Origin of the sequence: Sanguibacter biliveldensis (genome assembly GCF_033798665.1) — a bacterium.
Classification (GTDB): domain Bacteria; phylum Actinomycetota; class Actinomycetes; order Actinomycetales; family Cellulomonadaceae; genus Sanguibacter; species Sanguibacter inulinus.
The window spans coordinates 1118428-1142977 of record NZ_CP138359.1 but is presented as its reverse complement, the minus strand read 5'-3'; the positions used below and the strand labels follow the sequence as shown (position 1 = coordinate 1142977).

The window sequence follows — 24550 nt, the reverse complement described above, 5'->3', positions numbered from 1 at the left end:
GCGCCGTGGCGCGTCGAGGCGCGAGCCTCGGGTCGAGACCGACCGTGAGGTCAGTGCTCCTCCTCGATGGACATCGAGATGTACACCGCTGCGAGCAGGGTGAAGACGTAGGCCTGGAGGGCCGCGACGAGCATCTCGAAGAGCGTGAAGCCGAAGCCGGCTGCGAGCGAGACGACGCCCATGGCCTTGAGGGCTCCGGCAGCCTCGAAGAAGAAGAACTGCGTCGCGCTGAAGCACAGGACGAGCAGCAGGTGGCCGGCGATCATGTTCGCCGCGAGACGCAGGGCGAGCGTGACCGGGCGGAAGACGAAGACCTGGAGGATCTCGATCGGCGTGATGAGGAAGTAGAGGAACCACGGCACGCCGGGCGGGAAGAGGCTCGTCTTGAGGTAGCCGAGCAGCCCGAACTTCTGGATGCCGGAGGCCAGGTAGACGACGTAGACCCAGGCTGCCAGGAGCAGCGGCAGGCCGATGAGGGCCGTGCTGCCGATGTTGAGGAGCGGGATCACGCCGGTGATGTTGAAGGCGAGGATCGCGAAGAAGATCGTCGTGAGCATCGGCAGGTACCGACGGGCGTTGTGGCCCAGGATCTCGTCCGCGATGGAGACCCGGACGAAGTCCAGGCCCATCTCGGCGATGTTCTGGCCGCGGCCGGGGACGAGCTTCGCGCGGCGCGCAGCGACGACGAAGAGCGCGATGAGCACGATCGCGGCGATGACGCGCACGAGCATGATCCGGTTGAACTCGAAGAGGGACCCCTCGAAGAAGATCGCAGAGGGGAAGAACTCAGAGATCGACGGGGGGTGGAACTCCCCGCTCTCACCGGAGGCGCTGAGAAGCACGATCGGGGCGATGGTGGACAGAGCAAACTCCCGGTGTTCATGGCCTCGTCGCCGACTACCTCGCAGGCGCGCGTCGATGGACCTGTCCGTCATGGATCAGAGGAATCCTAACCCACACCGTTGCGTGACGAAGACTGGATCTTGCCAGAACCATCACGACCAATCGACTAAAGCACCCTATCTGGGTGACACGTAGGGCTGACGTCCCTTGACGACCGAATACATGTCCAGACCGGCCGAACCGACCACACCCACGAGCACGACCACGGCGAACACCACGCGGTCGTAGAAGTCAGCCTGCCCGAGCAGCGCGAGGATGACCACGAGCACGACCATCTTGGCGATCCACACCCCCATGAGGACCGCCATCATCGTGTTCGGGCTCTTGTCGGCGGTGTAGAGCATCGACGCGATGGTCGACCCGGAGAAGAGCAGGGCGATGCCGACGCCGAGAGCCGCCGCCCACACACCGGGCGTACCGGACACCAGATATCCGATACCGACCCCCAGCACGGCGAGGCCGACGAGCAGCGCGAGCGTCGCGCGCAGCGCCGACCTGAAGATCTCCTTGCTCACATGCTCGGGCACGTAGGGGAGCTCCGAGGCGCCCTCACCAGGCTCGACGTCGTGGGTGGGCTCGGGGGTGCTCATGCGTGGTGTCCTCCGGGGGAGACGTGGCGGGCCCCACGCTCGCGGCCGCGGAGCGGGCCCAGCGTGAGGATGATCGAGACGACGACGGCGACGCCCAGGCCGGCCAGGACGGTCTGCCAGGGCACGACGACGAGCGCCGCGGTACCGAAGGCGAAGACCGCGCTCCACAGGTACATGATGACGACGGCGCGGGGGTGCGAGTGGCCGAGCTGCAGGAGCCTGTGGTGCAGGTGCATGCGGTCCGGGTGGAACGGCGACTTGCCCGCCAGGACCCGGCGGACGACAGCCAGGCCCATGTCGAGCAGCGGCAGCATGAGCACCGCTGCGGGCAGCAAGATCGGGATGAACGCGGGGATCTGCTGACGGTCGGAGGCCTGCTCGGGGTCGATCTGCCCTGTCACGACGATCGCGGCGGCGGCGATCGTCAGACCCAGGAGCATCGAGCCGGAGTCACCCATGAAGATCTTCGACGGGTGGAAGTTGTGCGGCAGGAAGCCCAGACAGACCCCCACCAGGGCAGACAGGATCACCGTCGCGAGGTTGGAGTAGTCGCCGGGGCTCGACTCGAGGGTCAGCAGGTAGGTGTAGACGAAGAACCCGGCCCCGCCGATCGCGATCATGCCGGCGGCGAGACCGTCGAGACCGTCGACGAAGTTCACGGCGTTCATCGCGACGACGACCGAGATGACGGTGACGAAGAGCGACATCCGGCTCGACCCGATCGTCAGACCGCCGATCGGCACGGTGATGAGCTGGACACCCTGCCACGCCATGAGACCAGCGGCCAGCACCTGGCCCGCGAGCTTGGTCATCCAGTCGAGGTCCCAGATGTCGTCGGCGACCCCGAGCAGACAGACGATCGCCCCGGCGCCGAGGATCACCCAGGCGTTGTTGTTGACCTCGAAGACACCCTCCAGGAAGGGCATCTGAGAGGCGAAGAGGAAGGCTGCCCCCAGACCGAGCAGCATCGCGACGCCGCCCAGCCGTGGGGTCGGGATGGTGTGGACGTCGCGCGAGCGCACGGCGGTCACGGCGTTGGTCCGGACGGCGAGCCAGCGCGCGAAGGGGGTCGCGAGGTACGTGACGGCTGCCGCGACGAGCATGACCAGCAGGTAGACCCTCACCCGGCGTCGCCACCGGGCCGGTCGGGGTCGGTCGAGGGCTCGGCGCCCTCGGCACGCTCTCCGGGCTCAGCAGGCTCTTCAGGCTGGGAGTGCTCGGGAGCACCAGCGACCTGGTCGGAGGCATCAGGCGCGCCCTCGGGCTCGGGCTCGGGCTCGGGCTCGGGCTCGGGCTCGGGCTCGGGCTCGGGCGGGAGGATGTCCTCGACAGCCGTGACCGTCCGGAGCTCCTCGAGGGAGATCGCCCCGGCGCGGACGACCCGGAGGGTCTCCCCCGTCGCGTCGACGATCGTCGACGCGACCCCGCCGGGGGCCTCCCCCGCGTCGAGGTAGGTGCGGACCGAGGCGCCCAGCTGCTCGTGCGCGTCGGTGGCCGTCGTGGCAGCAGGGTTCCCGGTGCGGTTGGCGCTCGAGACGGCCATCGGACCTGTCCGCGCGAGCAGCGCGAGGGCCGTGGGGTGGTCGGGCATGCGCAGCGCGACCGTGCCGTGCGTGTCGCCGAGGTCCCAGGCGAGGGACGGCTGGGCGGTGAGGATGAGGGTGAGCGCTCCGGGCCAGAACCTGGCCGCGAGGGCGCGTGCGCCGTCGGGCACGTCGGTCGCGAGACCGTCGAGGGTCGCGACCGAGCCGACGAGGACGGGCGGCGGCATCTGCCGGCCGCGCCCCTTGGCCGCGAGCAGCGCGGCGACGGCGTCGGCGTCGAAGGCGTCTGCCCCGATGCCGTAGACGGTGTCGGTGGGGAGGACGACGAGGCCCCCCGCCTGGACGGTGTTGACGGCCTCGTCGAGGGACGGGCCCCAGGTGGACGGGTCGTGTGCAGGGCGGATCGCGGACGTACTCACGACGACGAGTCTTCCACGATCCTCGCGCTGCTTCGACGAGCCACGACCATCCGGGGACGTCCTGTGAGGTCGGGACGGGTGTGGATCCCCTCGAAGTCACCCGTCGCGTCGACCATCTGGCGGGCTCCGGCATCCTGCACCTCGGCGTGCTCCATCACGTACAGCCCCCCGGGGACCAGCAGGCGTGCGGCCGCTCGTGTGACACCGCGAGGCACCTCGAGACCGTCAGCACCGAGCCCGTAGAGCGCGACGGCAGGGTCGTGCTCGGCGACCTCGCGGTCCTTCGGCACGGCGCCCGTCGGCACGTACGGCGGGTTCGACACGACGACGTCGCAGCGCCCGTCGAGCGCGGTCAGCGCGGTCCGCGCGTCCCCACGGACGAGCGTGACGCCTGGCGCGAGCCTGTCGACGTTGCGCAGGGCCCAGGCGTGGGCGGCGGCGTCGAGCTCGACGGCGTGCACCTGCGCCTGCGGCACCTCCTGGGCGATCGCGACGGCGATCGCACCCGACCCCGTGCAGAGGTCGACCACGACGACGCTGCCGCGCTCGGCGACCACGCGCAGCGCCTCGTCGACGGCCACCTGCGCGACGACCTCGGTCTCGGGCCTCGGGACGAACACGCCGGGCCCGACCTCGAGCTCGACGTGGCGGAACGGAGCCGTACCGGTCAGGTGCTGGAGCGGCAGCCGCTCCGCACGGGAGGTCGCGAGGCTGCGGAGGCGGTCGACCTGGTCCTGGTCGGCAAGCACAGGCCGGCCCAGCAGGGCGGCGTGCTGCAGGTCCCCGCGGGACACACCGGCCGCGTGGGCGACGAGGATCTCGGCGTCGACGCGGGGCGTCTCGATCCCTGCAGCGGCGAGCTCACGGGCCACGGCACGGACCAGCACGTCGGCGGTCTGCGACACGGCGAGCGTCGCGAGGGTCACCTCGGCCACGTCTCAGCTGCCGGCGGCGGCGAGCCGGGCGGCCTCGTCTGCCTCGATGGCCGAGCGGACCACGGGCTCGAGGTCGCCGTCGAGCACCTGGTCGAGGTTGTAGGACTTGTACCCCGTGCGGTGGTCCGCGATGCGGTTCTCCGGGTAGTTGTACGTGCGGATGCGCTCGGAGCGGTCGACGGTGCGCACCTGGGAACGACGGATGTCGTTGGCCGCGGCGGCCTCTTCTTCCTGGCGCGCGGCCAGGAGCCTGGCGCGCAGGACGCGCATGGCCTGCTCGCGGTTCTGCAGCTGAGACTTCTCGTTCTGCATCGACACGACGATCCCCGTCGGGATGTGGGTGATGCGGACTGCGGAGTCCGTCGTGTTGACCGACTGGCCACCGGGGCCCGACGACCTGTAGACGTCGATGCGCAGGTCGTTCTGGTCGATCTCGAGCTCTCCGGCGTCTTCGACCTCGGGGAACACGAGGACCCCTGCTGCGGAGGTGTGGATGCGGCCCTGCGACTCCGTCACGGGGACCCGCTGCACGCGGTGGACACCGCCCTCGTACTTGAGGTTGGCCCAGGCGCCGTCTTCGGGTGCCACGGTGCCCTTCGCCTTCACGGCGACCTGGACGTCCTTGTAGCCGCCGAGGTCGGACTCCGTGGCCTCGATGATCTCGGTCTTCCAGCCACGCCGCTCGGCGTAGCGCAGGTACATGCGGAGCAGGTCACCTGCGAAGAGCGCCGACTCCTCGCCGCCCTCACCGGCCTTGATCTCGAGGATGACGTCGCGGCCGTCGTCGGGGTCGCGCGGGATGAGCACGCGGCGCAGCTTCTCCGCGGCGTCGGTCGCGGCAGCTGTCAGCGCGGGGAGCTCTTCGGCGAAGGCTGGCTCCTCGGCGGCGAGCTCGGCCGCTGCTTCGGCGTCGTCGACGGCGGAGCGCCAGCCGCGGTACGCGGCGACCACCTGGTTGAGCTCGGCGTAGCGACGCCCGAGCGTCCGGGCGCGGGCCGCGTCGGCGTGCACCGCAGGGTCCGCGAGCTGCTGCTCGATCTCTGCGTGCTCGGCCATCAGCGGCTCGGCTGCCACGAAGGTCTCACTCATCTGGGGTTCCTGCCTGCGTGCGTGCGTGTGGGGTGCGCTGGACGGGTCGCGCTGGACGGCGCCTGGAGGCCGCCCGCCCGGGAATAGCAACAGCGCCGGTGAGACACCGTCCGACTGCCCCTGGAGAGGTTGTCGGCGGATCGTCTCACCGGCGCTGGAGAGGTGCTAGGACTTCTTGCCGTAGCGAGCCTCGAAGCGGGCGACGCGGCCACCGGTGTCGAGGATCTTCTGCTTGCCCGTGTAGAACGGGTGGCAGGCGGAGCAGACGTCGGACGAGATCTGTCCGGAGGTCTGGGTGCTACGGGTCGTGAACGTGTTGCCACAGGTGCAGGTGACCGTGGTGTCGACGTACTCGGGGTGGATTCCAGCCTTCATGGGGTGCATCTCCTTGGTTCGTGCGTCTGGGTCGAGGACAGGACCGTCCCCGTGAACCAGAAGCCAACGGGACATCATGCCACAACCACCGGGGGGACCGGAATAGTCCCGACGGTCGTCCTGGCGTCGGACCGTACCGCTGCACCGGCTCTGTGAGGAGCCGGTGCAGCGGTACGACAGGTGGTTCTGCGGCCGGAGCCAGCAGGTGCTGCAGGCGTCAGACGGTGCGGCCGGCGTTCTCGTCGTCGACGAGCCCGCTCGGTGTCGTCTTCTGCACCTGCATGAGGAACTCGACGTTGGACTTGGTGTCCTTGAGCTTGCCGAGCAGCAGCTCGATCGCCTGGGTGTGGTCGAGCGCACCCATGACGCGACGCAGCTTGTAGATGACCCTGAGCTCGTCCTGGGCCATGAGGATCTCCTCGCGGCGGGTCCCCGACGCGTTGACGTCGACTGCCGGGAAGATCCGCTTGTCGGCGAGGGACCGCGCGAGGCGCAGCTCCATGTTGCCTGTGCCCTTGAACTCCTCGAAGATCACCTCGTCCATCTTCGAGCCGGTCTCGACGAGCGCGGAGGCGAGGATGGTGAGCGAGCCACCGTTCTCGATGTTGCGCGCCGCGCCGAAGAACCGCTTGGGCGGGTACAGCGCCGAGGCGTCGACCCCACCCGAGAGGATGCGGCCCGAGGCCGGGGCCGCGAGGTTGTACGCGCGGGACAGGCGGGTGAGCGAGTCGAGCAGCACGACGACGTCCTGGCCGAGCTCGACAAGACGCTTGGCGCGCTCGATCGCGAGCTCGGCGACGATCGTGTGGTCCGACGCGGGGCGGTCGAAGGTCGAGGCGATGACCTCGCCCTTGACCGTGCGCTCCATGTCGGTGACCTCTTCAGGCCGCTCGTCGACGAGCACGACCATGAGGTGGACCTCAGGGTTGTTCGTCGTGATCGCGTTGGCGATCTGCTGCATGATGATCGTCTTGCCGGCCTTGGGCGGCGCGACGATGAGGCCGCGCTGGCCCTTGCCGATCGGGGCGACGATGTCGATCACGCGCGGGGTCAGACGTGTCGGGTCCGGCATCTCCAGGCGCAGGCGCTCCTGCGGGTAGAGCGGCGTCAGCTTGGAGAAGTCCGGGCGGGTGCGCGCCTCCTCGGGCGACATGCCGTTGACGCTGTCGAGGCGGACGAGCGCGTTGTACTTCTGGCGCCCGGCCGTGGCCTGGCCGCTCGTGTCGCCCTCGTGAGGCTGGCGGACGGCACCGGTGATGGCGTCACCGCGGCGCAGACCTGACTTCTTGACCTGATTCAGGGAGACGTAGACGTCGTTCTGGCCGGGCAGGTAGCCGCTGGTCCGGACGAAGGCGTAGCTCTCGAGGATGTCGAGGATGCCGGCGACGGGGAGCAGGACGTCGTCGTCGTTGACCTCGATGTCGTCGAAGCTCAGGTCGGGTCCGCCGTTGCGGCTGCGGCTGCGCTTCCCACGGTCGCGGTCGCGGTCACGGTCCCGGAACCTGTCACGTCCGCGACGACGACGGCCGCCGCGCTCGTCGTCCTCGTCAGAGGGACGGTCGGTCGCGCCGGCGCCGCGGTCGGTGGCGCGCTGGGCGTCGCGGGCCTGCTGGTCGCGCGTCTGCTGGGCGTCGCGCGTCTGCTGGTCACGAGACTGGCCGTCCCGCGTCGGCTGGCCGTCGCGGTTCTGGCGGTTGGCACGGGTCTGCTGACCGTCGCCGGACTGCTTCTCGGCCCCGGTCTGCTTGTCGGCGCCTCGCTGCTGGTCGCCGCCACGCTGCTCGGTGCGCTGGGCGTCCTCGCCCTGGGGCGCGTCGCCGGCGGCACCGGCCGAGCGGCCGGCGCGGCGTGAGCCACGGTCCCGACGGGGAGGCAGGGTGACGTCGACGACGGCGTCCTTCGCGCGGGCTGCGCGCTCGTCGGCGGTCTCGCCTGCGGCGAGGCGCACCTCGGCGCGCTCAGAGCGGACGCGGGAGAGCTCAGGGCCGTCGAGAGAGATCTCGGCGGGCGAGGAGACAGGGGACGAGGACACCGCGGGCGCCTCGGACCGGCCGGAGCGGCGTGACCCACGCTGGGCGCTGCGGCCGGACGTCTCGTCACGGGTGGTGGAGTCGGCGCTGCTGGCGCTCTCGTCGCGGCGCGTCGAGCTGTCGCTGGTGACGCTCTCGTCGCGGCTGGTGGTCGTGGTCGCGGGAGCATCTGCGGGAGCCTCGGTCCGAGACCTCGCCGGACGGTCGTCCTCGCGGGCCGGCGCTGCAGAGGCCGCCGGGGCCTTCGACGCTGCGGCGGAGCGGCCGGAGCCACCGCCCTGCGTCGACTTGATGGCGTCGACAAGATCGCTCTTGCGCATCTTGGACGTGCCCTTGACCCCGAGCTGGGAGGCGAGTGCCTGGAGCTCTGGGAGCCGCAGCGCGGAGATCGCGCCGGTGCGGGCTGTGCCACCAGCAGCGTTGCTGCGTTCGGTGGCGTCGATGGTGTCAGTCACGAAGGACCCTTCCCCTCGTACACAGCCACGACGGGAGGCGAGGAGGCTGCGGGCGGTCGACGTCCGGCACCGATGCGGCCGGGACGTAGTAGGAACGCGTCACGCGACGACAGACGTCGAGAGGTGACACGGTTCGGAGTGCTTCCCGCGTGTGTGCCGTGGCGACCATCGATGCTGTCCGCAGAGAGCAGGAGCACTCGCCGATGATGCGCTGTGGGTGGCTTCCGCGATGTCGACTGCACACCCGCGGCACGCTGCATCCCGGCTCAGAAGCCGGGCATAGCAGGAAACTGCACCCACTATAACACCGGAAGACCCGCGTGATTCCCGGGCTCAGAGCGCCCACCGGGTGATCTCAGCACGCACCTCTCCGGTGCCCCGCGCGCACTCCCCCACCGAGGTCGCACGCACTCTCACGAGGTCGTACAGACACGCCAGATTGTGGGGCCGGCGCCCCCGAGACGGCGTGTCCGTGCGACCTCGCGGGCAGACGTGCGACCTCGCCAGCAGACGCCCGACCTCGCCGGCGGATGTGCGACCTCGCCGCCGGACGTGCGACCTCGCGGGCGGACGTGCGACCTCGCCGGTCAGGTCGTTCAGAGACGGTCGACCGTGGCGCCCCGTCGGTCGATCTCCGGGTGCAGGACTGCCCAGCCGGAGGACCCGGCGAGGATCTCGTCGAGCACGGCGTCCAGGCGGGCACGGTCCTGGCGACGTCCCATCACGAGGACCGTCGGCCCCGCGCCCGAGACCGTGGCCGCCTCGCCGCGCTCCCGCAGGCGCTCGACGAGCTCCCACGTGCTGGTCATGACCGAGGATCGGTAGCCCTGGTGGAGCCTGTCCTCGGTCGCGTCGAGCAGCAACGAGGGGTCGGAGGCGAGCGCGTGCACGAGCAGCGCGGAGCGTCCGGCCGTGAAGGCGGCGTCGACGTGCGGGACCACCGAGGGCAGCACGCCACGGGCTGTCGAGGTCGCGAGCCGCACGACCGGGACGACGACCGTCGTCTCGACGTCAGGGTGCACCTCGAGGCGTGCCGCCCGAGCCGCGCCCCCGGATGTCCAGGCCACGGTCGCACCGCCGTAGATCGCCGGGGCCGCGTTGTCGGGGTGACCTTCGAGCTCTGTCGCGAGGGCCAGGACCGTCGCGTCGTCGAGGCTCGCGGGGTCCTCGAGCAACCCACGGGCAGCCAGCAGACCGGAGACCACAGCGGCAGCCGACGACCCCATGCCCCGGCCGTGCGGGATCCGGTTGGTGCAGCTCAGGTGCAGCCCGGTCCGGGGCGCCCCGACGTGGTCGAGGCCGCGGCGCAGCGCTCTGACGACGAGGTGCCGCTCGTCCGAGGGCACCTCCCCCGCCCCCTCGCCGACGACGTCGACCCGCACCTCGTCGGTACCGAGGGTGCGGACCTCGAGATGGTCGTGGTGGCCGAGCGCCAGACCGAGGCTGTCGAAGCCCGGACCGAGGTTCGCGCTCGTCGCCGGGACCTGGACACGGACGTGGTCGGCTCCGAGCCTCATCGCGGGCTCAGAGACCGAGGGCGTCGGCGATCGAGACCACGTCGGCGGTGACCCGCTGCGGGACGATCTCCGAGCCGTCGGCGGTCCGCAGCGCCCACTGCGGGTCCTTGAGACCGTGACCCGTGACGGTCACGACGATCCGCGCCCCGGCGGGCACCAGGCCACGCTCGGCGCGGGAGATGATCCCGGCGACGCCCGCAGCAGAGGCGGGCTCGACGAAGACGCCGACCTCGGCCGACAGGATGCGGTGCGCGAGCAAGATCTGCTCGTCGGTGACGGACTCGATGACCCCCTTCGACGTGTCGCGGGCCTCGACGGCCTGCTCCCACGAGGCAGGGTTGCCGATGCGGATCGCCGTCGCGATGGTCTCGGGGTCGGTGATCGGGTGGCCGGCCACGATGGGCGCGGCGCCCGCGGCCTGGAAGCCCCACATCTGCGGGAGGTGCGTGGAGACCCCGGCCTCGAGGTACTCGACGTAGCCCTTCCAGTAGGCGGTGATGTTGCCGGCGTTGCCGACGGGCAGCGCGTGGATGGTCGGCGCGTCGCCGAGCACGTCGACGACCTCGAAGGAGCCGGTCTTCTGGCCCTGGATGCGGTCGGGGTTGACCGAGTTCACGAGCTCGACCGGGTACGCCTCGGCCAGCTTGCGCGCCGCGACCAGGCAGTCGTCGAAGTTCCCGTCGACCTGGAGCAGCTTGGCGCCGTGCGCGATGGCCTGGCTGAGCTTGCCCATCGCGATCTTGCCGTCCGGCACGAGCACGGCGCAGGTCATGCCCGCAGCTGTCGCGTAGGCGGCGGCCGAGGCCGAGGTGTTGCCCGTCGAGGCGCAGACGACAGCCTTGGCACCCTTGTGCGCGGCAGCCGAGATGGCGGTCGTCATGCCGCGGTCCTTGAAGGAGCCTGTCGGGTTCATGCCCTCGACCTTGAGGAAGACCTCAGCACCTGTGAGCGCGGAGAGCGCCGGGGCGGGGACCAGCGGCGTACCACCCTCGCCGAGGGTGACGACGTGCGTGGTGAGGTGCTCGGGCAGCAGGTCGGCGTACTCGCGGATGATGCCTTGCCACACGTGGGCCATCAGGAACCTTCAACTCTCAGGACGGACAGGATGCCCTGGACGGCGTCCAGGTCGGCGATCGCGGCCACAGTGCCGGCGAGGGCCGACTCCGGGGCGTGGTGCGTGGTGATGACGAGGTGGGCGGCGGTCACGCCGTCGAGCGAGCTCTCGATCGGTGCCTGGCGGACCGCCTCGATCGAGACCGAGTGCTCGGCCACGACCTGGGCGACCTGGGCGAGCACACCCGGTCGGTCGGAGACGGCGATCCGCACCTGGTAGCGCGTCACCGCTGACGACGCCGGGGCGATCGGCAGCTGCGCGTAGTGCGACTCGGCCGGGCCCTTGCCGCCGAGGACGCGGTGCCGGGCGACCGAGACGACGTCGCCGAGGACTGCCGAGGCTGTCGGCGCGCCACCTGCTCCGCGCCCGTAGAACATGAGCTCGCCGGCGGCCTCGGCCTCGACGAACACGGCGTTGAACGCGCCGCGGACACCTGCGAGGGGGTGCTGCTCGGGGACGAGCGCGGGGTGCACGCGGGCGGAGACGCCTGCCTCGCTCGCCTCGCAGATGGCGAGCAGCTTGATGACGTGACCGGTCTGGCGTGCCCAGGCGACGTCCTCGGCCGTGACCGACGTGATGCCCTCACGGCTCACGTCGTCGATGGTCACGCGAGTGTGGAAGGCGAGGGATGCCAGGATTGCAGCCTTGGCGGCAGCGTCGTAGCCCTCGACGTCGGCGGTCGGGTCCGCCTCGGCGAAGCCGAGCTCCTGCGCCTGGCGGACCGCGTCGTCGAGGGCGAGGCCGTGGGTAGCCATTTGGTCGAGGACGTAGTTGGTGGTGCCGTTGACGATGCCCAGCACCCGCTGGATCGTGTCTCCGGCGAGCGACTCGCGCACGGGGCGGACGATCGGGATCGCCCCCGCGACCGCAGCCTCGTAGTACACGTCGACCCCGGCCTCGTCGGCCGCGTGGTAGAGCGTGGGGCCGTCTTCGGCGAGCAGGGCCTTGTTGGCCGTGACGACCGACGCCCCACCGGCGATCGCGCGCAGCAGCAGGGTGCGCGCAGGCTCGATGCCGCCCATGACCTCGATGACGATGTCCGCTCCGTCGACGAGCGTCTCGGCGTCGTCGGTGAGGAGCGCACGGTCGATCGACGGGTCACGGGGCGCAGCGGCGTCCCGGACGGCGATGCCGACCAGCTCGAGCCTGGCGCCGACGCGCGCAGCGAGGTCGTCGGACTGGTCGGACAGCAGGCGCGCGACCTGGGTCCCGACCACCCCGCAGCCGAGGAGTGCGACGCGGAGCGCCGATGGAGCGGGCACTGTGGCCACCCTTCAGGTCGTCGGTCGGTGCGGCTGCGCACCCTGGGGTGCGGCCGTGCCGGTCGGTCGTGGTCGAGCTGGTGGGACGAGGTCGAGCAGGTGGTGCGGGGTCGAGAGGTGCGCACGACGGACGGCCGCAGAGGCTGCTCGTCGGGCGGACGCCCACAGGATACGCGCTCCGTCGAGGCGGGCGAGCCGCCCGTCCGGCGCCGTGCGGGCAGAGCCTCGCGAGGTCGTGCTGTGGACGACCACGGGTCTGCAGCGCAGGCCCGAAGGGTCCGAAGGTCGATCAGCGACCGGTGCCTGGACCCTCGTCGCTGGAGGTGTCGTCGTCTGGCACCTCGCCGGTCTGCGGGGCTGCGGGGGCACCGGTCGTGGACCCCTGCGCCTCGCGGGCACGGATCTTGCGGATGCCGAGCACGACCAGGACCGTGAGGGCAGCGACCCCACCCGCGATCGAGAGCGCGAGGCGCAGACCCGGCGACAGCAGCGCGTCGTCGTCGGTCCCGGGCGTGGGCGAGTCCGTGGGGGCGTCGGTCGCCTCGGTGCCGCCGTCAGAAGGGTCGGTCGCCTCGGTCGACGCGTCCTCGGTCGTGGCCTCGTCCGAGGGGGCAGCCTGCTCGGCTGCCGCAGCCTCTTCAGCCGCTGCTGCCTCGGCAGCGGCGGCCTCCGCAGCCGCAGCGTCTGCCGCAGGGTCGCCGAAGGTGACGGGGGTGAAGGTCTCGTTGGTCGCGTTCTTGATGCCGTGCGCACCGAAGGTGATGATCCCGCACTGCACCTGCGTGCAGTCGACGGGCACCGCAGCACCCGCGCGGTCCACGGCCTCGAACTGGGCCGACGGCACGGTCAGGGGTGTGGTCCAGGTGCCGTCGGCGGCGATCTCACCACCGTTGGCCGCGACGGCCGTGCCAGCCCCGGGGAAGGCGACGAAGCGCTGGAAGCCCGCGTTCTGCGCGTCCTCGGTGTCCGGGGCGTAGAGGTAGTCGGCACCCGTCGCGCCACCCTCGCTCGGTCGCCACGACCCGCCCTCGGGGTCGTCGACCCACCCGAACACGACGTAGATGCCGCCGGCACCGCCCTGGACGGACTGGAAACCTGTCCCCGAGACCGTCACGACGCCGCCGGCGGCGACGGTGCTGACCGGCGCGCCGGACTCGTCGGCCACGGTCACCTGCGCCTCGGCCGAGGCCGTCGTCGAGAGCCCGACGAGCCCGACGCTCGCGAGCAGCAGCGCCACCCCGGTGCGGGCGAGGGCATGACGGGTGGCAGACGGTCGTCGGGTGACGGTTCGCAGCACGGGGTCCTCCTAGGAGAGCGGGGTGAGAGCGGGACGAGAGATCAAGGCAGGGTCGGGCTGTCGGGCAGGTCGTGGCGCGGATCGTCCGGCCGGGCGTCGCGCTGTCCCTTCGAGAGGATCGACGACTGGTGGTCCGTCTCCCCCGGCGTCGGTCGCACAGCGTGCTCGCGCACGGGCAGCACCACGAGCTCTCCGCGGTCGGGGTGCTCGAAGACGTCGATCGGGTACCTGTAGACCGCGGTGAGCAGGTCGGAGGTCATGACGTCGCGCGGGACCCCGTATCCGCTCAGGCGACCACCGTCGAGCACGGCGACGACGTCGGCGTAGGCGGCGGCCAGGGTCAGGTCGTGGAGCACCACGACCACGGCGTCCCCCGCCGCGGCCTGCTCGCGCGCCTGGACCAGGACAGCCTCCTGGTGGCGGATGTCGAGGGCTGCCGTCGGCTCGTCCAGCATGAGGACGCGCGTGCCCTGGGCGAGGATCCGCGCGAAGGACGCGCGCCCCTTCTCCCCGCCGGAGAGGGTCGGGAAGAGCCGCGGCGCGAGGTGCGTGACCTCGGAGATCTCCATCGACCGGGCGACCACGGTGTCGTCGTCGTCCTCCTCGGGGAGCCCACGCCACGGCGCACGGCCCATCCGGACGACGTCCTCGACGTGGAAGGGAAAAGACAGCCGCTGCTCCTGCAGCAGCACGGCGCGGCGGCGCGCGAGGTCCGACAGCCGGAGCCCGTGGAGGTCTTCGCCGTGCAGCCGGACGGTCCCAGAGCTCGGTGCGAGGTCGCCCGCGAGCACGGAGAGCAGCGTCGACTTGCCGGCACCGTTGGGCCCGACCAGGGCGAGGACCTCACCTGCGCGGAGCTCGAGATCGACGCCGCTGACGATCGGCACACCGTCGAAGGCGACGTGCACGTCGTGCGCGCTGAGCACGACGGTGCCCCGCGTCGGTGCATGGTCCTGCGGGCCCAGGGCCCGGCGACGGTGCGTCATGCCCAGCCTCCGGCGGTGCGTCGTGTCCGGCGGATGAGCCAGAAGAAGAACGGCCCACCGACGAGCGCCGTGAGCATGCCGATCGGCAGGTCTGCGTAGGCGACAGCGGTCCGCGCGACGAGGTCGGCGGCGAGCAGCAGCACCGCCCCGCCGAGCGCGGAGGCGGGGAGCAGGACCCGGTGCCCGGGCCCGACGACCATCCGAACCAGGTGCGGGACCACGAGGCCGACGAAGGCGATGATGCCGCAGAAGGCGACGGCCGCAGCGGTGAGCAGCGCGACGAGGACGACTGACACGATCCTCAGCCGCTCGACGTCCACGCCGAGGTGACGGGCCGACCGCTCCCCGAGGGACAGCAGGTCCAGGCGGCGGGCCAGCATCATGACGCCGACGAGCCCGACGACCACGAGCGGCAGGACCACGGTCACGTACTGCCAGCGCGTCCCGTTGAGGCTGCCGAGCTGCCAGAAGACGATCTGCTCGCGGGCCTGCTGGTCGCCGAGGAAGGTGAGGAAGGCGATGCCCGCACCGCACATGGCGTTGACCGCGACACCTGTGAGCACGAGGGTCACGACCTCGGTGCGTCCCCCCGACCTCGAGACGAGATAGACGAGCAGGGTGGTGACGAGCCCGCCGACGAAGGCGAAGACGGCGACGGTCCAGGTCCCGAAGAAGGTCCAGCCGAAGACGATGACCGTGCAGGCGGCGAGGGCTGCGCCGGAGGACACACCGACGACACCGGGATCGGCGAGCGGGTTGCCGAACACACCCTGCATGAGCGCACCGGCCGAGGCCAGGGCAGCTCCGACGAGCACGGCCATCACGACCCGCGGGAAGCGGATGGACCAGAGCGCGGCCTCGCCGTTCGGGTGGGTGACGCCGTCTGTCGCGAGGCCGAGGCGGCCGAGGACCGACCCGAAGACCTCGCCGGGCGGGATGCGCAGCTGGCCGCTGCCCGCAGAGATCACGGCGAAGGCGAGCAGCGCGACGGCGAGCCCGACGAAGAGCACCGTCACCTTGGCGGAGCGGGTGGTCACGAGGCTGGCGCCGCGGGTGCGTAGAGGGCGACGGCGAGGGCGTCGAGGACGTCGGCGGTCCCCGGTCCGTAGCTGAGGATCTCGTTGTCGCTCATGTCGACGATCCGGCGCTTCTCCCCCGCCGGTGTGCTCTGGAGCGCGGGGATCGCCTCGAGCAGCCCGTCGACCCCGCCGGCGGACTCGAGCCCCTTGGTCATGACGAGCACGACGTCGGGCGCGGCCGAGACGAGACCCTCGTCGTTGAGCGGTCGCATGCCCTCCCAGCCGATCTCGGTCGCGACGTCTGTCGCCCCGAGCGCGGTGATGAGGGTGTCCGCCCCGGAGTCGGTGCCGAACATGTAGTAGACCCCGGCCTGGCCGCGGACGTAGAGGAAGGCGACCCGGAGCTTCTCGGCAGGGTCCTGGGGTGCGACGGCCGCGATCTCGGCGATCTTGGCGTCGATCTGCGCGGCGGAGCGCTCGGCCAGCGCGGCGCCCTCGTCCGGGAGCCCGACAGCTGCCGCGACCTGGTCGATGATCGTCCCGACGTTCTCGAGCGAGCGCTCGGAGTCGACGACCACCACCGGGATCCCGGCGTCGCGCATCTGCAGGACGACGTCCCACGGGCCGAGGCTCGTGTCCGTGATGATGAGGGTCGGCGAGAGCGCGAGGATCGCCTCGGCGTTGAGGTCGTGCCCGGACTGCGTGACGAGCGGGAGGTCGGCGGCCTCGGGGAAGGACGACGAGGCGTCGCGCCCCACGAGGTTGTCACCGAGACCGAGCTCGTAGACGATCCGAGACGTGGTCCCGTAGACGTCGAGGGCGAGGATGCGGCTCGTGTCCGTGACGGTCACCTCGGTCCCCTGCATGTCGGTGACCGTGGCGGGGAGCGCGGGGGTGGGCGCGGACTCGGGGACCGGGATCGCCGCCTCGGCGAGCAGCGCCGTCGAGGGACCGACGTAGCCCTTGGGGTCGTCCACGAGCGTCGCGTCGGCGAGCGTCGTGCCTCCGTCGATCACCGCGGGTGCTGCGGCCTGCGGCGACGCGACCTGGCACCCGGCGAGACCGACGGCGACGACGACCGCGGCGACTGTGCTGACGAGAGCCCGCACGTCGCGTCGGGCGGTGCGGGGGTGGCCGGTCATGTCAGTCCGTTCGCGGTCGCGCGGGAGCGCCGGGCGGCGCCGAGGGAGGACCCCCGAGAGGAGGTATGGCTATCCTAACCCAGAGCCGTCGTGGGCCACGTCGACCTCCAGGGCCCGAGGCCGGCGTGACCCCGACCCTCCCGACCAGCATGTCAGTCCGGCGACGCGACTCCGAGGTCCCGAAGGTCCCGGATGTACCGCAGGTCGTCGTCGGCGTGCGCGCCGTGCGGGTCTGCCACCAGGATCACGTCCTCCCAGCCGGAACGGACGAGCTCGTGGAGCGCGACGCGGAGCGCCGAGCGCCCCGGGTCGACCGATCGCCAGGCATCGTCCGCGACAGCCTCGGCCGTCACCACGGCCTGCAGCTCCGGGTTGCGTCGGACGAACCTCGCCGGGTAGCCCCGGATCGTGAGGTCTCCGGTGGCCTCGGTCAGGTCGAGCATCCACTCGGGGTCGGCGAGGCGCTCCTGGTGCCACCGGGCGTACAGGGCCTCCGTCGCAGGGTCGGGGTCGTCGAGCCCGGTGGCGAGGACGAGGCCTCGGACCCTCCCCCGGAGCGTCACGCGGCGGAGCTCGCACCCGAAGAGGAAGCCCGAGCCGTGCACGGCCCGCAGCCCGTCGACGGTGACGTCCTCGAAGACCGCCCCGCTCAGCGTGCTCGCCTGCAGCTCGAGGTCGGTCACGTGGACACGGGAGATCGTGGGACGAGAGTCAGCCTCGGCCGCACGGGCCACCGAGCAGCCGTCGAGGGTGAGCCGCTCCGCGCGGAGGTCGTGGAGGTGGGCACCCGGCTCGAGCCTGTGGTCGCGGTGCACCGTGCGGACAGGCTTACGGCGTGACGCCCGGATCAGGAGGGACTCGGCGGACGCGGTCGCGGCGACCACCAGGTCGTCGAGAGCGCCCGGGACGGTGCCCGGCGGTGGTGGGCCGAAGACACCGAGCACAGCGGTGAGGCTGCGAGACCGCCCGAGGTCCGGGGCTGCCGCGACGATCCCGTCGTGCACCACGTGCACGCTGCTCAGACCCGTCGGTTGCTCGACCGACGCGATCTCGGTGTTGTCCTCGAGCGACACCACGAGCAGCCGCTGCGGCGCGGCCTCTCTGGTGGCGGTCCCCCCGGCCAGGACACCTGAGCCCTCGTGGAGCACACGGACGATCCCGGCCCGTCGCGCGGCCGCGGTCGGCAGGGTGAGCCTGAGCGGAGCCCGGCGCCTGCGCCGGACCACGGTCAGGGTCGAGCTGTCGACGACGCTCTCCATCGTCGACGTAGAGCCCGCGACGACGACCGTGCCGTCGCTCTCGGCTCGCAGCTCGTCGTTGCCCTTGCCGATCTTCGTCCGCAGGCTCCGGGTGACGCTCAGGGCGACGAGATCGATCTCCCACAGCCCCTGGTCCGTGAGCACGAGGGCGTGCCCGTCGATCCCGGGCTGGGCAGCCCGGAGCATCCCACGCACGCCGCTCACCACGCTCCATCGGCCGGTGCGCAGGTCGAGCACGCCGAGGCGGGTCGCGGCCCGTCCTTCGACCCACGAGGTCAGGAGGACCGAGCTGCCCAGCAGGACTGTGCTCGTGGGGATGTGGTGCGGTGCGTCCTCAGGGACCGGGGCACGCAGAGCGCGCACCACCGTCGTCGGCAGCTCTGGTCGTCGATCCACAGGGCGAGGGTAGCGCGAGGTCGTGGCAACCTGAGAGCTCGGGCCAGCACTCGGCCGTGCGCGAGCCGAGCCGTGGTCCAGCCAGGACGACGACCGGGGACGTCGCTGTCACCCGGCGGGCCCTGGGCCGGACCTCGCAGCCTCAGCCGACGTCGAGCGCCAGCAGGTCGTCCTCGGTCTCGCGCCTGACGATCACCCGGGCCGCACCGTCGGCCACGGCGACCACGGGCGGGCGCAGCACGTGGTTGTAGTTGCTGGCCATCGAGCGGCCGTAGGCACCCGTCGCCGGCACGGCGAGCAGGTCCCCGGGCGTGACGTCGGACGGGAGCTCGATGTCGGAGATGACGATGTCGCCGCTCTCGCAGTGCTTGCCGACCACCCGGGCGCGGACGGTCTCGGCCGAGCCAGACCGGTTGGCGAGGCGGGCCGTGTACTCCGCGCCGTAGAGGGCGGGACGGATGTTGTCGCTCATCCCGCCGTCGACGGACACGTAGGTGCGCACGCTGCCGTCGTCGAGGGTGACCGGCTTGACCACACCGACCGTGTAGAGCGTGACGGTGGTCGACCCGACGACCGAGCGACCGGGCTCGATCGAGATGCGCGGGACCGTCGTGCCGAGCTCCGCGCAGACGGCGCCCACCGCACCGGCGAGGTCGCGGGCGAGGGCTGGCACGTCGATGGGCGTCTCGGAGGGGACGTAGGCGATGCCGTAGCCACCGCCGAGGTCGAGCTCGGGGAGCAGGTATCCCGTCTCGGTCTCGAGGTCGGCGCGCAGCGCGAGCATCTTGCGGGCGTTCGCCTCGAAGGCTGCCGCGTCCTGGATCTGCGACCCGATGTGCGTGTGGGCGCCGAGCAGCTCGAGCTCGGGGTGGTCCAGGACGGCGCGCAGCGCCGCCAGGGCCTGCCCGCCGGTGAGGGAGACGCCGAACTTCTGGTCTTCGTGGGCCGTCGAGATGAACTCGTGGCCACCGGCGTGGATGCCGGTCGTCACGCGCACCATGACGGGCACACGGGTGCTGCTGTCGCGGCCTGCGTCGCGAGCAAGCTCGGCGACGCGGTCGATCTCCGCGAAGGAGTCCACGACGACCCGGCCGACACCGGCCTCGATCGCGCGGGAGATCTCCGCGTCCGACTTGTTGTTGCCGTGCAGGCCGATCTCCGCACCCGGGACCCCGGCACGCAGAGCGACGGCGAGCTCGCCCCCCGTGCAGGTGTCGACCCGGAGACCTTCCTCCCGGGCCCAGCGGGCGACGGCGACCGACAAGAAAGACTTGCCCGCGTAGTAGACGTCGACCTCGGCGCCGACGGCCGCGAAGGCCTCGGTGAAGGAGTCGCGGAACAGACGGGCCCGGTCACGGAAGTGCTTCTCGTCCATGACGAAGGCCGGCGTCCCGAAGTCTCGGGCGAGGTCGGTCGCCGTGAGACCGGCGAGGACGAGCTCTCCCGCGGGGGTGAGGTCGGCGCTCGTCGGCCAGACGTGCTGCTCGAGGGGCGCCGGGATCTGCGGGGTGCCGATCGCACTCACGTCGGGCGTGCTCACATCCGCTCCGGGGCGCTCACGCCGAGCAGCGCGAGGCCGTTGGCGAGCACCTGGCGGGTCGCGTCGTTGAGCCAGAGACGGGTGCGGTGGGTGTCGCCGATCTCCTCGTCGCCGACCGGGGTGACGCGGACGTCCGCGTACCACTTGTGGTACGCCCCGGCGAGGGCCTCGAGGTAGCGGGCCACGCGGTGCGGCTCGCGCAGCTCGGCGGCCTGGGCGATCACCCGCGGGAACTCGGTGAGAGAGCCGAGCAGCGCCGACTCGGTCTCTGCGGTCAGCAGCGACGGGTCGAACGCGTCCTCGCGGCGCACACCGTGGTCGGCCGCGTTGCGGGCGACGTTGGCGGTGCGGGCGTGCGCGTACTGGACGTAGTAGACCGGGTTCTCGTTGGTCGCCTTCGAGAGCAGGTCGAGGTCGATGTCGAGGCTCGAGTCCGTCGAGGAGCGCACCAACGAGTAGCGCGCGGCGTCGACACCGACGGCGTCGACGAGGTCCTCGAGGGTCACGACCGTGCCGGCACGCTTGGACATGCGCAGAGGCTGACCGTCCTTGAGCAGGTTGACCATCTGCCCGATGAGGATCTGCAGGTTGGTGCCCGGCACGTCGCCGAAGGCTGCGCACACGGCCATCATGCGGCCGACGTACCCGTGGTGGTCCGCGCCCAGCATGATGATGACCTCGTCCGCGCCGCGCTCGCGCTTGTCGAGGTAGTAGGCGATGTCGCCCGCGATGTACGCGGCCTGGCCGTCCGACTTGATGACCACGCGGTCCTTGTCGTCGCCGAAGTCCGTGGTGCGAAGCCACGTCGCGCCGTCGGCCTCGAACATGTGGCCGGACTCCTTGAGGCGCGCGATCGCGCGGTCGACGGCCCCGGTCTCGTGGAGCGTGTCCTCGTGGAAGTACACGTCGAAGTCGACGCCGAAGCCGTGCAGGGCAGCCTTGATCTCGTCGAACATGCGGTCGACACCGATGGACCTGAAGACCTCCTGGGCCTCCGCGTCGGGGAGCGTCAGCGGGTCCGGGTCACCAGCAGCCGCGACGTCGGCGAGGACCGCGTCGGCGATGTCCTGGATGTACTGGCCGCCGTAGCCGTCCTCGGGCGCGTCCTCACCCTTGGCGCGGGCGAGCAACGAGCGCGCGAAGCGGTCGATCTGCGCGCCGTGGTCGTTGAAGTAGTACTCGCGGGTCACCTCGGCGCCGGCGGCCTCGAGGACGCGGGCGAGCGAGTCGCCGACAGCGGCCCAGCGGACACCGCCGATGTGGATGGGCCCTGTCGGGTTGGCGGAGACGAACTCGAGGTTGACTTTCTTCCCGGCCTCGGCGTCGCCGCGGCCGTAGGCGGCACCCTGGTCGATGACCGTGCGGGCGAGCTCGCCCGCTGCTGCTGCGTCGAGGGTGATGTTGAGGAACCCAGGACCGGCGACGTCGACGCTCTTGATGCCCGGCGTCTGGGCGACACGGACGGCGAGGTCGTCGGCGAGGGCGCGCGGCTGCGTCCCAGCCTTCTTGGCCAGCTGGAGGGCGATGTTGGTGGACCAGTCCCCGTGCTCGCGCTGGCGCGGTCGCTCGACGAGGATCTGCTCGGGCAGAGCAGCGAGGTCGAGGGCCAGGGTGCCGTCGGCGATCTTGGCGGCGAGGGCAGCGCGGAGTGCTTCGGAGAGCTCGTTGGGGGTCACCGGTCGATCCTAGCGAAAGTTCCCCTGGGTCCCTTCGTCTTCCCAGCGCAGACGCGGAGCTCCCACGTCGCTCCTGGCCCTCCTGGCGAGACGAGAGCACCCCGGCTGCTCCTCCCGCGGGGACCCTGCCCGCGGACTCCTGCCCTGCAGCCACCCGACTCCCGTACTCTCGCAGGTGAGCGTCCAGGCGTCGCCGCCGGCGAAGACGCACCAGCAGAGCAGACGAAGAGAGTCCGACCGATGAGCGACAAGTCAGGGTTGATCGACCGCGCCGTCCACCAGCTGCGCTCGCACATCACCTCCGGGGACTGGCCCGTCGGCAGCAAGATCCCGACAGAGCCCGCGCTGACCGAGCTCCTCGGCGTCGGCCGCAACACCGTCCGCGAGGCCGTGCAGTCGCTCGTCCACGCCGGTCTGCTCGTCAGGAGGCAGGGGTCGGGCACCTACGTGCTCTCCGACTCCGAGCTCATGGTCGTCATGGGGCGCGAGATCGCCGGGGCCAACCAGCAGCACGTCCTCGAGATCCGCCGCAGCCTCGAGGTCGAGTCGGCGCGGCTCGCAGCCGTCCGCCGCTCCCCCGCCGACCTCGCGGTGCTCCGCGAGCTCAACACGGCCCGCCAGGACGCCTTCGCCTCAGGGGACGTCGACCTCATGGTCTCCTCCGACCTCGCCCTGCACCGTGCCATCGCGGCTGCGGCGGGCAACCCCGTGCTGCTGTCTCTCTACGAGAACCTCATCGACGCGATCGGCGCGAACATCCGCACCAACGTGATCGGCCTTGTCCACACGCAGTCCGAGGACGACCACGACGCGCTGGTCGACGCGATCGAGGCAGGCGACCCGGAGCGTGCGATCGACGAGATCACGTCGTACCTCGCGGTGTACATCGCCGGTGGACCTGCGACCCACGGTCCCGAGACACGCCAGGCCTCGACCGGAGGAGCACGGTCGCCTCAGCAGCCGAGGTGAAGGAGCGCTCGTCGTGCTGGTAGTGTGCTCCATGCCTGACCGGGCGGTCTGCACAGCGCGACACGTGCGAGACTCCGCCTGATCGTGGTCCCCGCCCTCGTAGCTCAGGGGATAGAGCGTCTGCCTCCGGAGCAGAAGGTCGTAGGTTCGAATCCTATCGAGGGCACCATCGCCGCGGATCGCGGCAGCGGCGCCTCACGTCGTGCAGCACGAACCCGGCCTTGCAGGCAGCGGACAATCGCCTCACCTCTCCCTGGCGAGATCAGGGCCAGGGAAGCAGCCCAGCCGACGACGATCAGCGAGTCAGCGCGGTCCGGCCGATCGCGTCATGAAGACGTCGACCTCGTCCTCAGAGTCCACGGTGAATCCGTGCCTCTCGTACAGCCGCCGAGCCGGGCTGCCCTGGAGGACGTTGAGCCGGAACGGGCGCGGGTCCTCCTCGGCGAGGATCTCACGCAGGACCTGGCTGCCGATCCCTCGCCCGTGCGCGTGCGGCGCGAGGTAGAAGTGCTCGAGCCAGCGCGCGTCGTCCTCGACGCGCACGGTGACGCAGCCGACCTCCGTGCTGTCCTCGACGATCACGCGGGTGCTCGTGGGCACGTAGGAATCACGCATCCGCTGCCGGACACGGTGGGGGTCGTAGCGGCCGAGACGCTCGAGATCCTCGCGCAGCACCTCCGCCCGGAGGTCTACGAGCCACTCGATGTCGTGCTCCGTCGCGGAGCGGAAGGTCGTCGCCACGGCGAGATCCTACCGACCCTCGCGGCTCCCGCGAGCCTCGCGGCTCTCGCGGCTCTCGCGGCTCTCGGCTAGCGTCGCTCTCATGCCGGACGAGCTCTCCGACCCCGACCGCCGCCCCGTGCGGCTCTTCGTCGGCCATGCCGAGTCGCCCGTGTGGTTCCCGGACCCGCGTGGGTTCGAGGAGATGCACCTCGACGACGAGCTCACCGACGCGCTGCGCGCGTGGGACGCCGAGTGGTACTCCTCGCGGCGCCCCGACGACTTCGAGTGGATCGGCGCGACCCCCGAGATCGAGCACCTGCGCCGTGGTGTCGACCTCGCCTACAGGATCTCCCGCGCGCTCGGCTCCGAGTTCGTCGTCGAGGTCGACCCCGCCGTCGACCGCTCGGGTCATGACGCGTACACCGTCCCGGAGAAGCTGCGCATCCGCTCCGACGGACCCCCACTGCAGCCTGAGGCTGCAGCGCAGTTCACCGAGTGGGCGGACCTCGAGCATGCTGAGCGCGAGCGCTTCCAGCGCGCCGTGTCCGAGAGGGAGCCTGGCGAGACATGGTCCGCCTACGCACCGCTCTCCGGGACGACATTCCGGCCGGGAAGTCCCAAGAAGCGCGGACGATGACCGTGCCGGCACCGTCACCGTCACGACGGGAGCAGAGCGGGTCCGTGCCGGAGCGAGCGACGGCCGCTCCCCGACGCCCGGTACTCGACCTGCCTCCAGCGGGCGAGAGGCGCATCGTGAAGCACGGCATCCGCACCCGGTGGGTCCCGACGGTCGTGGTGATGCTCGTCCTGGCCGTGGTTCTCGCGGTCGTCACTCTCGGGCGGAGCGTCGGCGGTCCTGACGCGCCGTCGCTGCGGGACGGTCCTGGGATGGCCTGCGTCCAGCTTGCGGACGAGGGCGCGTTCTCGACGGTCGAACCTGGCCTCTCGCCGGTCTCGGCCGACGTGCGGCTCGACGGTCGCCTGCTCTGCGTGTGGCCGGACGGGTCGGCGAGCACCTTCCACTACCTCCAGACAGACGCCACGTCGGTGAGGATGCTCTGGGTGGCCCTCGCCCTCGCAGCCGCCGCAGCCACCCACGCCGCGATCTGCACCAGCCGCCGGTTCGCCGTCTACGACGCCTGACTCAGGAGCGGAGTGCACCGAGCCCAGCCATGAGGCCCCAGCCCCACCCTCTCTGACCTGCTTCGACGCACGGAGGCTGCAGCTCGTGCCCTGGACAACCCCTCCGACCGTCGTGCAAGATCGACATGGAGACCGTTTTCCGCGGCGATGGTGCCGCACTCGACGAG

At 71.3% G+C, this 24550-nt stretch carries 22 protein-coding genes and 1 tRNA gene; 4 read left to right on the top strand and 19 right to left on the bottom strand.

The window, feature by feature from the left end:
- Positions 1-50: 50 nt before the first annotated feature.
- The 18 genes from atpB to argS form a co-directional block, all read right to left on the bottom strand.
- Complete coding sequence (atpB, locus tag SANBI_RS04900) at positions 51-935, bottom strand: F0F1 ATP synthase subunit A (protein ID WP_056136949.1); 885 nt, start codon at positions 933-935, stop codon at positions 51-53.
- 84 nt (positions 936-1019) lie between these two features.
- Positions 1020-1493, bottom strand: coding sequence for a hypothetical protein (locus tag SANBI_RS04895; RefSeq protein WP_082544233.1), 474 nt, complete (start codon positions 1491-1493; stop codon positions 1020-1022).
- A complete protein-coding gene (locus SANBI_RS04890; protein ID WP_056136947.1) occupies positions 1490-2617 on the bottom strand; it encodes an MraY family glycosyltransferase in 1128 nt (375 codons plus the stop codon). The genes SANBI_RS04895 and SANBI_RS04890 overlap by 4 nt, the downstream gene beginning before the upstream one ends.
- Positions 2614-3456, bottom strand: coding sequence for an L-threonylcarbamoyladenylate synthase (locus SANBI_RS04885; protein WP_319159489.1), 843 nt, complete (start codon positions 3454-3456; stop codon positions 2614-2616). The genes SANBI_RS04890 and SANBI_RS04885 overlap by 4 nt, the downstream gene beginning before the upstream one ends.
- Entirely contained in the window at positions 3453-4391 is a 939-nt protein-coding gene (gene prmC, locus SANBI_RS04880) for a peptide chain release factor N(5)-glutamine methyltransferase (RefSeq protein ID WP_319159487.1), read from the bottom strand. The genes SANBI_RS04885 and prmC overlap by 4 nt, the downstream gene beginning before the upstream one ends.
- Before the next feature lie 3 nt (positions 4392-4394).
- Positions 4395-5480 (bottom strand): peptide chain release factor 1, encoded by a 1086-nt coding sequence (gene prfA / locus SANBI_RS04875; protein ID WP_056136946.1) that lies wholly within the window; start codon positions 5478-5480, stop codon positions 4395-4397.
- 165 nt (positions 5481-5645) lie between these two features.
- Positions 5646-5855 carry a 50S ribosomal protein L31 gene (rpmE, locus tag SANBI_RS04870; RefSeq protein ID WP_056136944.1) on the bottom strand — a complete coding sequence of 70 codons (210 nt, stop codon included), beginning with the start codon at positions 5853-5855 and terminating at the stop codon, positions 5646-5648.
- A gap of 217 nt (positions 5856-6072) precedes the next feature.
- Positions 6073-8340, bottom strand: coding sequence for a transcription termination factor Rho (rho, locus tag SANBI_RS04865; protein ID WP_319159485.1), 2268 nt, complete (start codon positions 8338-8340; stop codon positions 6073-6075).
- Between the two features lie 596 nt (positions 8341-8936).
- Positions 8937-9857 (bottom strand): homoserine kinase, encoded by a 921-nt coding sequence (gene thrB, locus SANBI_RS04860; protein WP_319159483.1) that lies wholly within the window; start codon positions 9855-9857, stop codon positions 8937-8939.
- 7 nt (positions 9858-9864) lie between these two features.
- A complete protein-coding gene (gene thrC / locus SANBI_RS04855) occupies positions 9865-10932 on the bottom strand; it encodes a threonine synthase (protein ID WP_179913406.1) in 1068 nt (355 codons plus the stop codon).
- Positions 10932-12242: a homoserine dehydrogenase gene (locus tag SANBI_RS04850; RefSeq protein WP_319159480.1), complete on the bottom strand. Its 1311-nt coding sequence runs from the start codon at positions 12240-12242 to the stop codon at positions 10932-10934. Before SANBI_RS04850 ends, thrC begins: the two co-directional genes overlap by 1 nt.
- A 280-nt stretch (positions 12243-12522) precedes the next feature.
- The gene (locus SANBI_RS04845) at positions 12523-13530 is read right to left on the bottom strand and encodes a hypothetical protein (protein WP_319159478.1); all 1008 of its coding nucleotides are present in this window, start codon (positions 13528-13530) and stop codon (positions 12523-12525) included.
- Between the two features lie 41 nt (positions 13531-13571).
- Positions 13572-14516: a heme ABC transporter ATP-binding protein gene (locus tag SANBI_RS04840; RefSeq protein ID WP_319159476.1), complete on the bottom strand. Its 945-nt coding sequence runs from the start codon at positions 14514-14516 to the stop codon at positions 13572-13574.
- Complete coding sequence (locus SANBI_RS04835) at positions 14513-15553, bottom strand: FecCD family ABC transporter permease (protein ID WP_319159474.1); 1041 nt, start codon at positions 15551-15553, stop codon at positions 14513-14515. The genes SANBI_RS04840 and SANBI_RS04835 overlap by 4 nt, the downstream gene beginning before the upstream one ends.
- The gene (locus SANBI_RS04830; protein ID WP_319159471.1) at positions 15550-16677 is read right to left on the bottom strand and encodes a heme/hemin ABC transporter substrate-binding protein; all 1128 of its coding nucleotides are present in this window, start codon (positions 16675-16677) and stop codon (positions 15550-15552) included. The genes SANBI_RS04835 and SANBI_RS04830 overlap by 4 nt, the downstream gene beginning before the upstream one ends.
- 152 nt (positions 16678-16829) lie before the next feature.
- The gene (locus SANBI_RS04825) at positions 16830-18332 is read right to left on the bottom strand and encodes a hypothetical protein (protein WP_319159469.1); all 1503 of its coding nucleotides are present in this window, start codon (positions 18330-18332) and stop codon (positions 16830-16832) included.
- A 142-nt stretch (positions 18333-18474) separates the two neighbouring features.
- Positions 18475-19872 (bottom strand): diaminopimelate decarboxylase, encoded by a 1398-nt coding sequence (gene lysA / locus SANBI_RS04820; protein WP_408669736.1) that lies wholly within the window; start codon positions 19870-19872, stop codon positions 18475-18477.
- Positions 19869-21548, bottom strand: a complete 1680-nt coding sequence (gene argS / locus SANBI_RS04815) for an arginine--tRNA ligase (RefSeq protein ID WP_319159467.1) — start codon at positions 21546-21548, stop codon at positions 19869-19871. Before argS ends, lysA begins: the two co-directional genes overlap by 4 nt.
- A gap of 240 nt (positions 21549-21788) precedes the next feature.
- On the opposite strand from argS, the gene SANBI_RS04810 reads away from it, so the two are divergent.
- On the top strand, positions 21789-22517 hold the full coding sequence (locus tag SANBI_RS04810; protein ID WP_056136923.1) for a FadR/GntR family transcriptional regulator: 729 nt from the start codon (positions 21789-21791) through the stop codon (positions 22515-22517).
- A gap of 93 nt (positions 22518-22610) precedes the next feature.
- Positions 22611-22686 (top strand) — tRNA-Arg (locus tag SANBI_RS04805).
- A gap of 134 nt (positions 22687-22820) precedes the next feature.
- Here the strand turns inward: SANBI_RS04805 and SANBI_RS04800 are convergent.
- Positions 22821-23258 carry a GNAT family N-acetyltransferase gene (locus SANBI_RS04800; protein WP_319159465.1) on the bottom strand — a complete coding sequence of 146 codons (438 nt, stop codon included), beginning with the start codon at positions 23256-23258 and terminating at the stop codon, positions 22821-22823.
- An 82-nt stretch (positions 23259-23340) separates the two neighbouring features.
- Here SANBI_RS04800 and SANBI_RS04795 point away from each other — a divergent pair, with 82 nt between their 5' ends.
- Positions 23341-23877, top strand: coding sequence for a hypothetical protein (locus SANBI_RS04795; protein ID WP_319159463.1), 537 nt, complete (start codon positions 23341-23343; stop codon positions 23875-23877).
- Positions 23878-23993: 116 nt separating this feature from the next.
- Positions 23994-24383 (top strand): hypothetical protein, encoded by a 390-nt coding sequence (locus SANBI_RS04790; protein WP_319159461.1) that lies wholly within the window; start codon positions 23994-23996, stop codon positions 24381-24383.
- Positions 24384-24550: the final 167 nt, after the last annotated feature.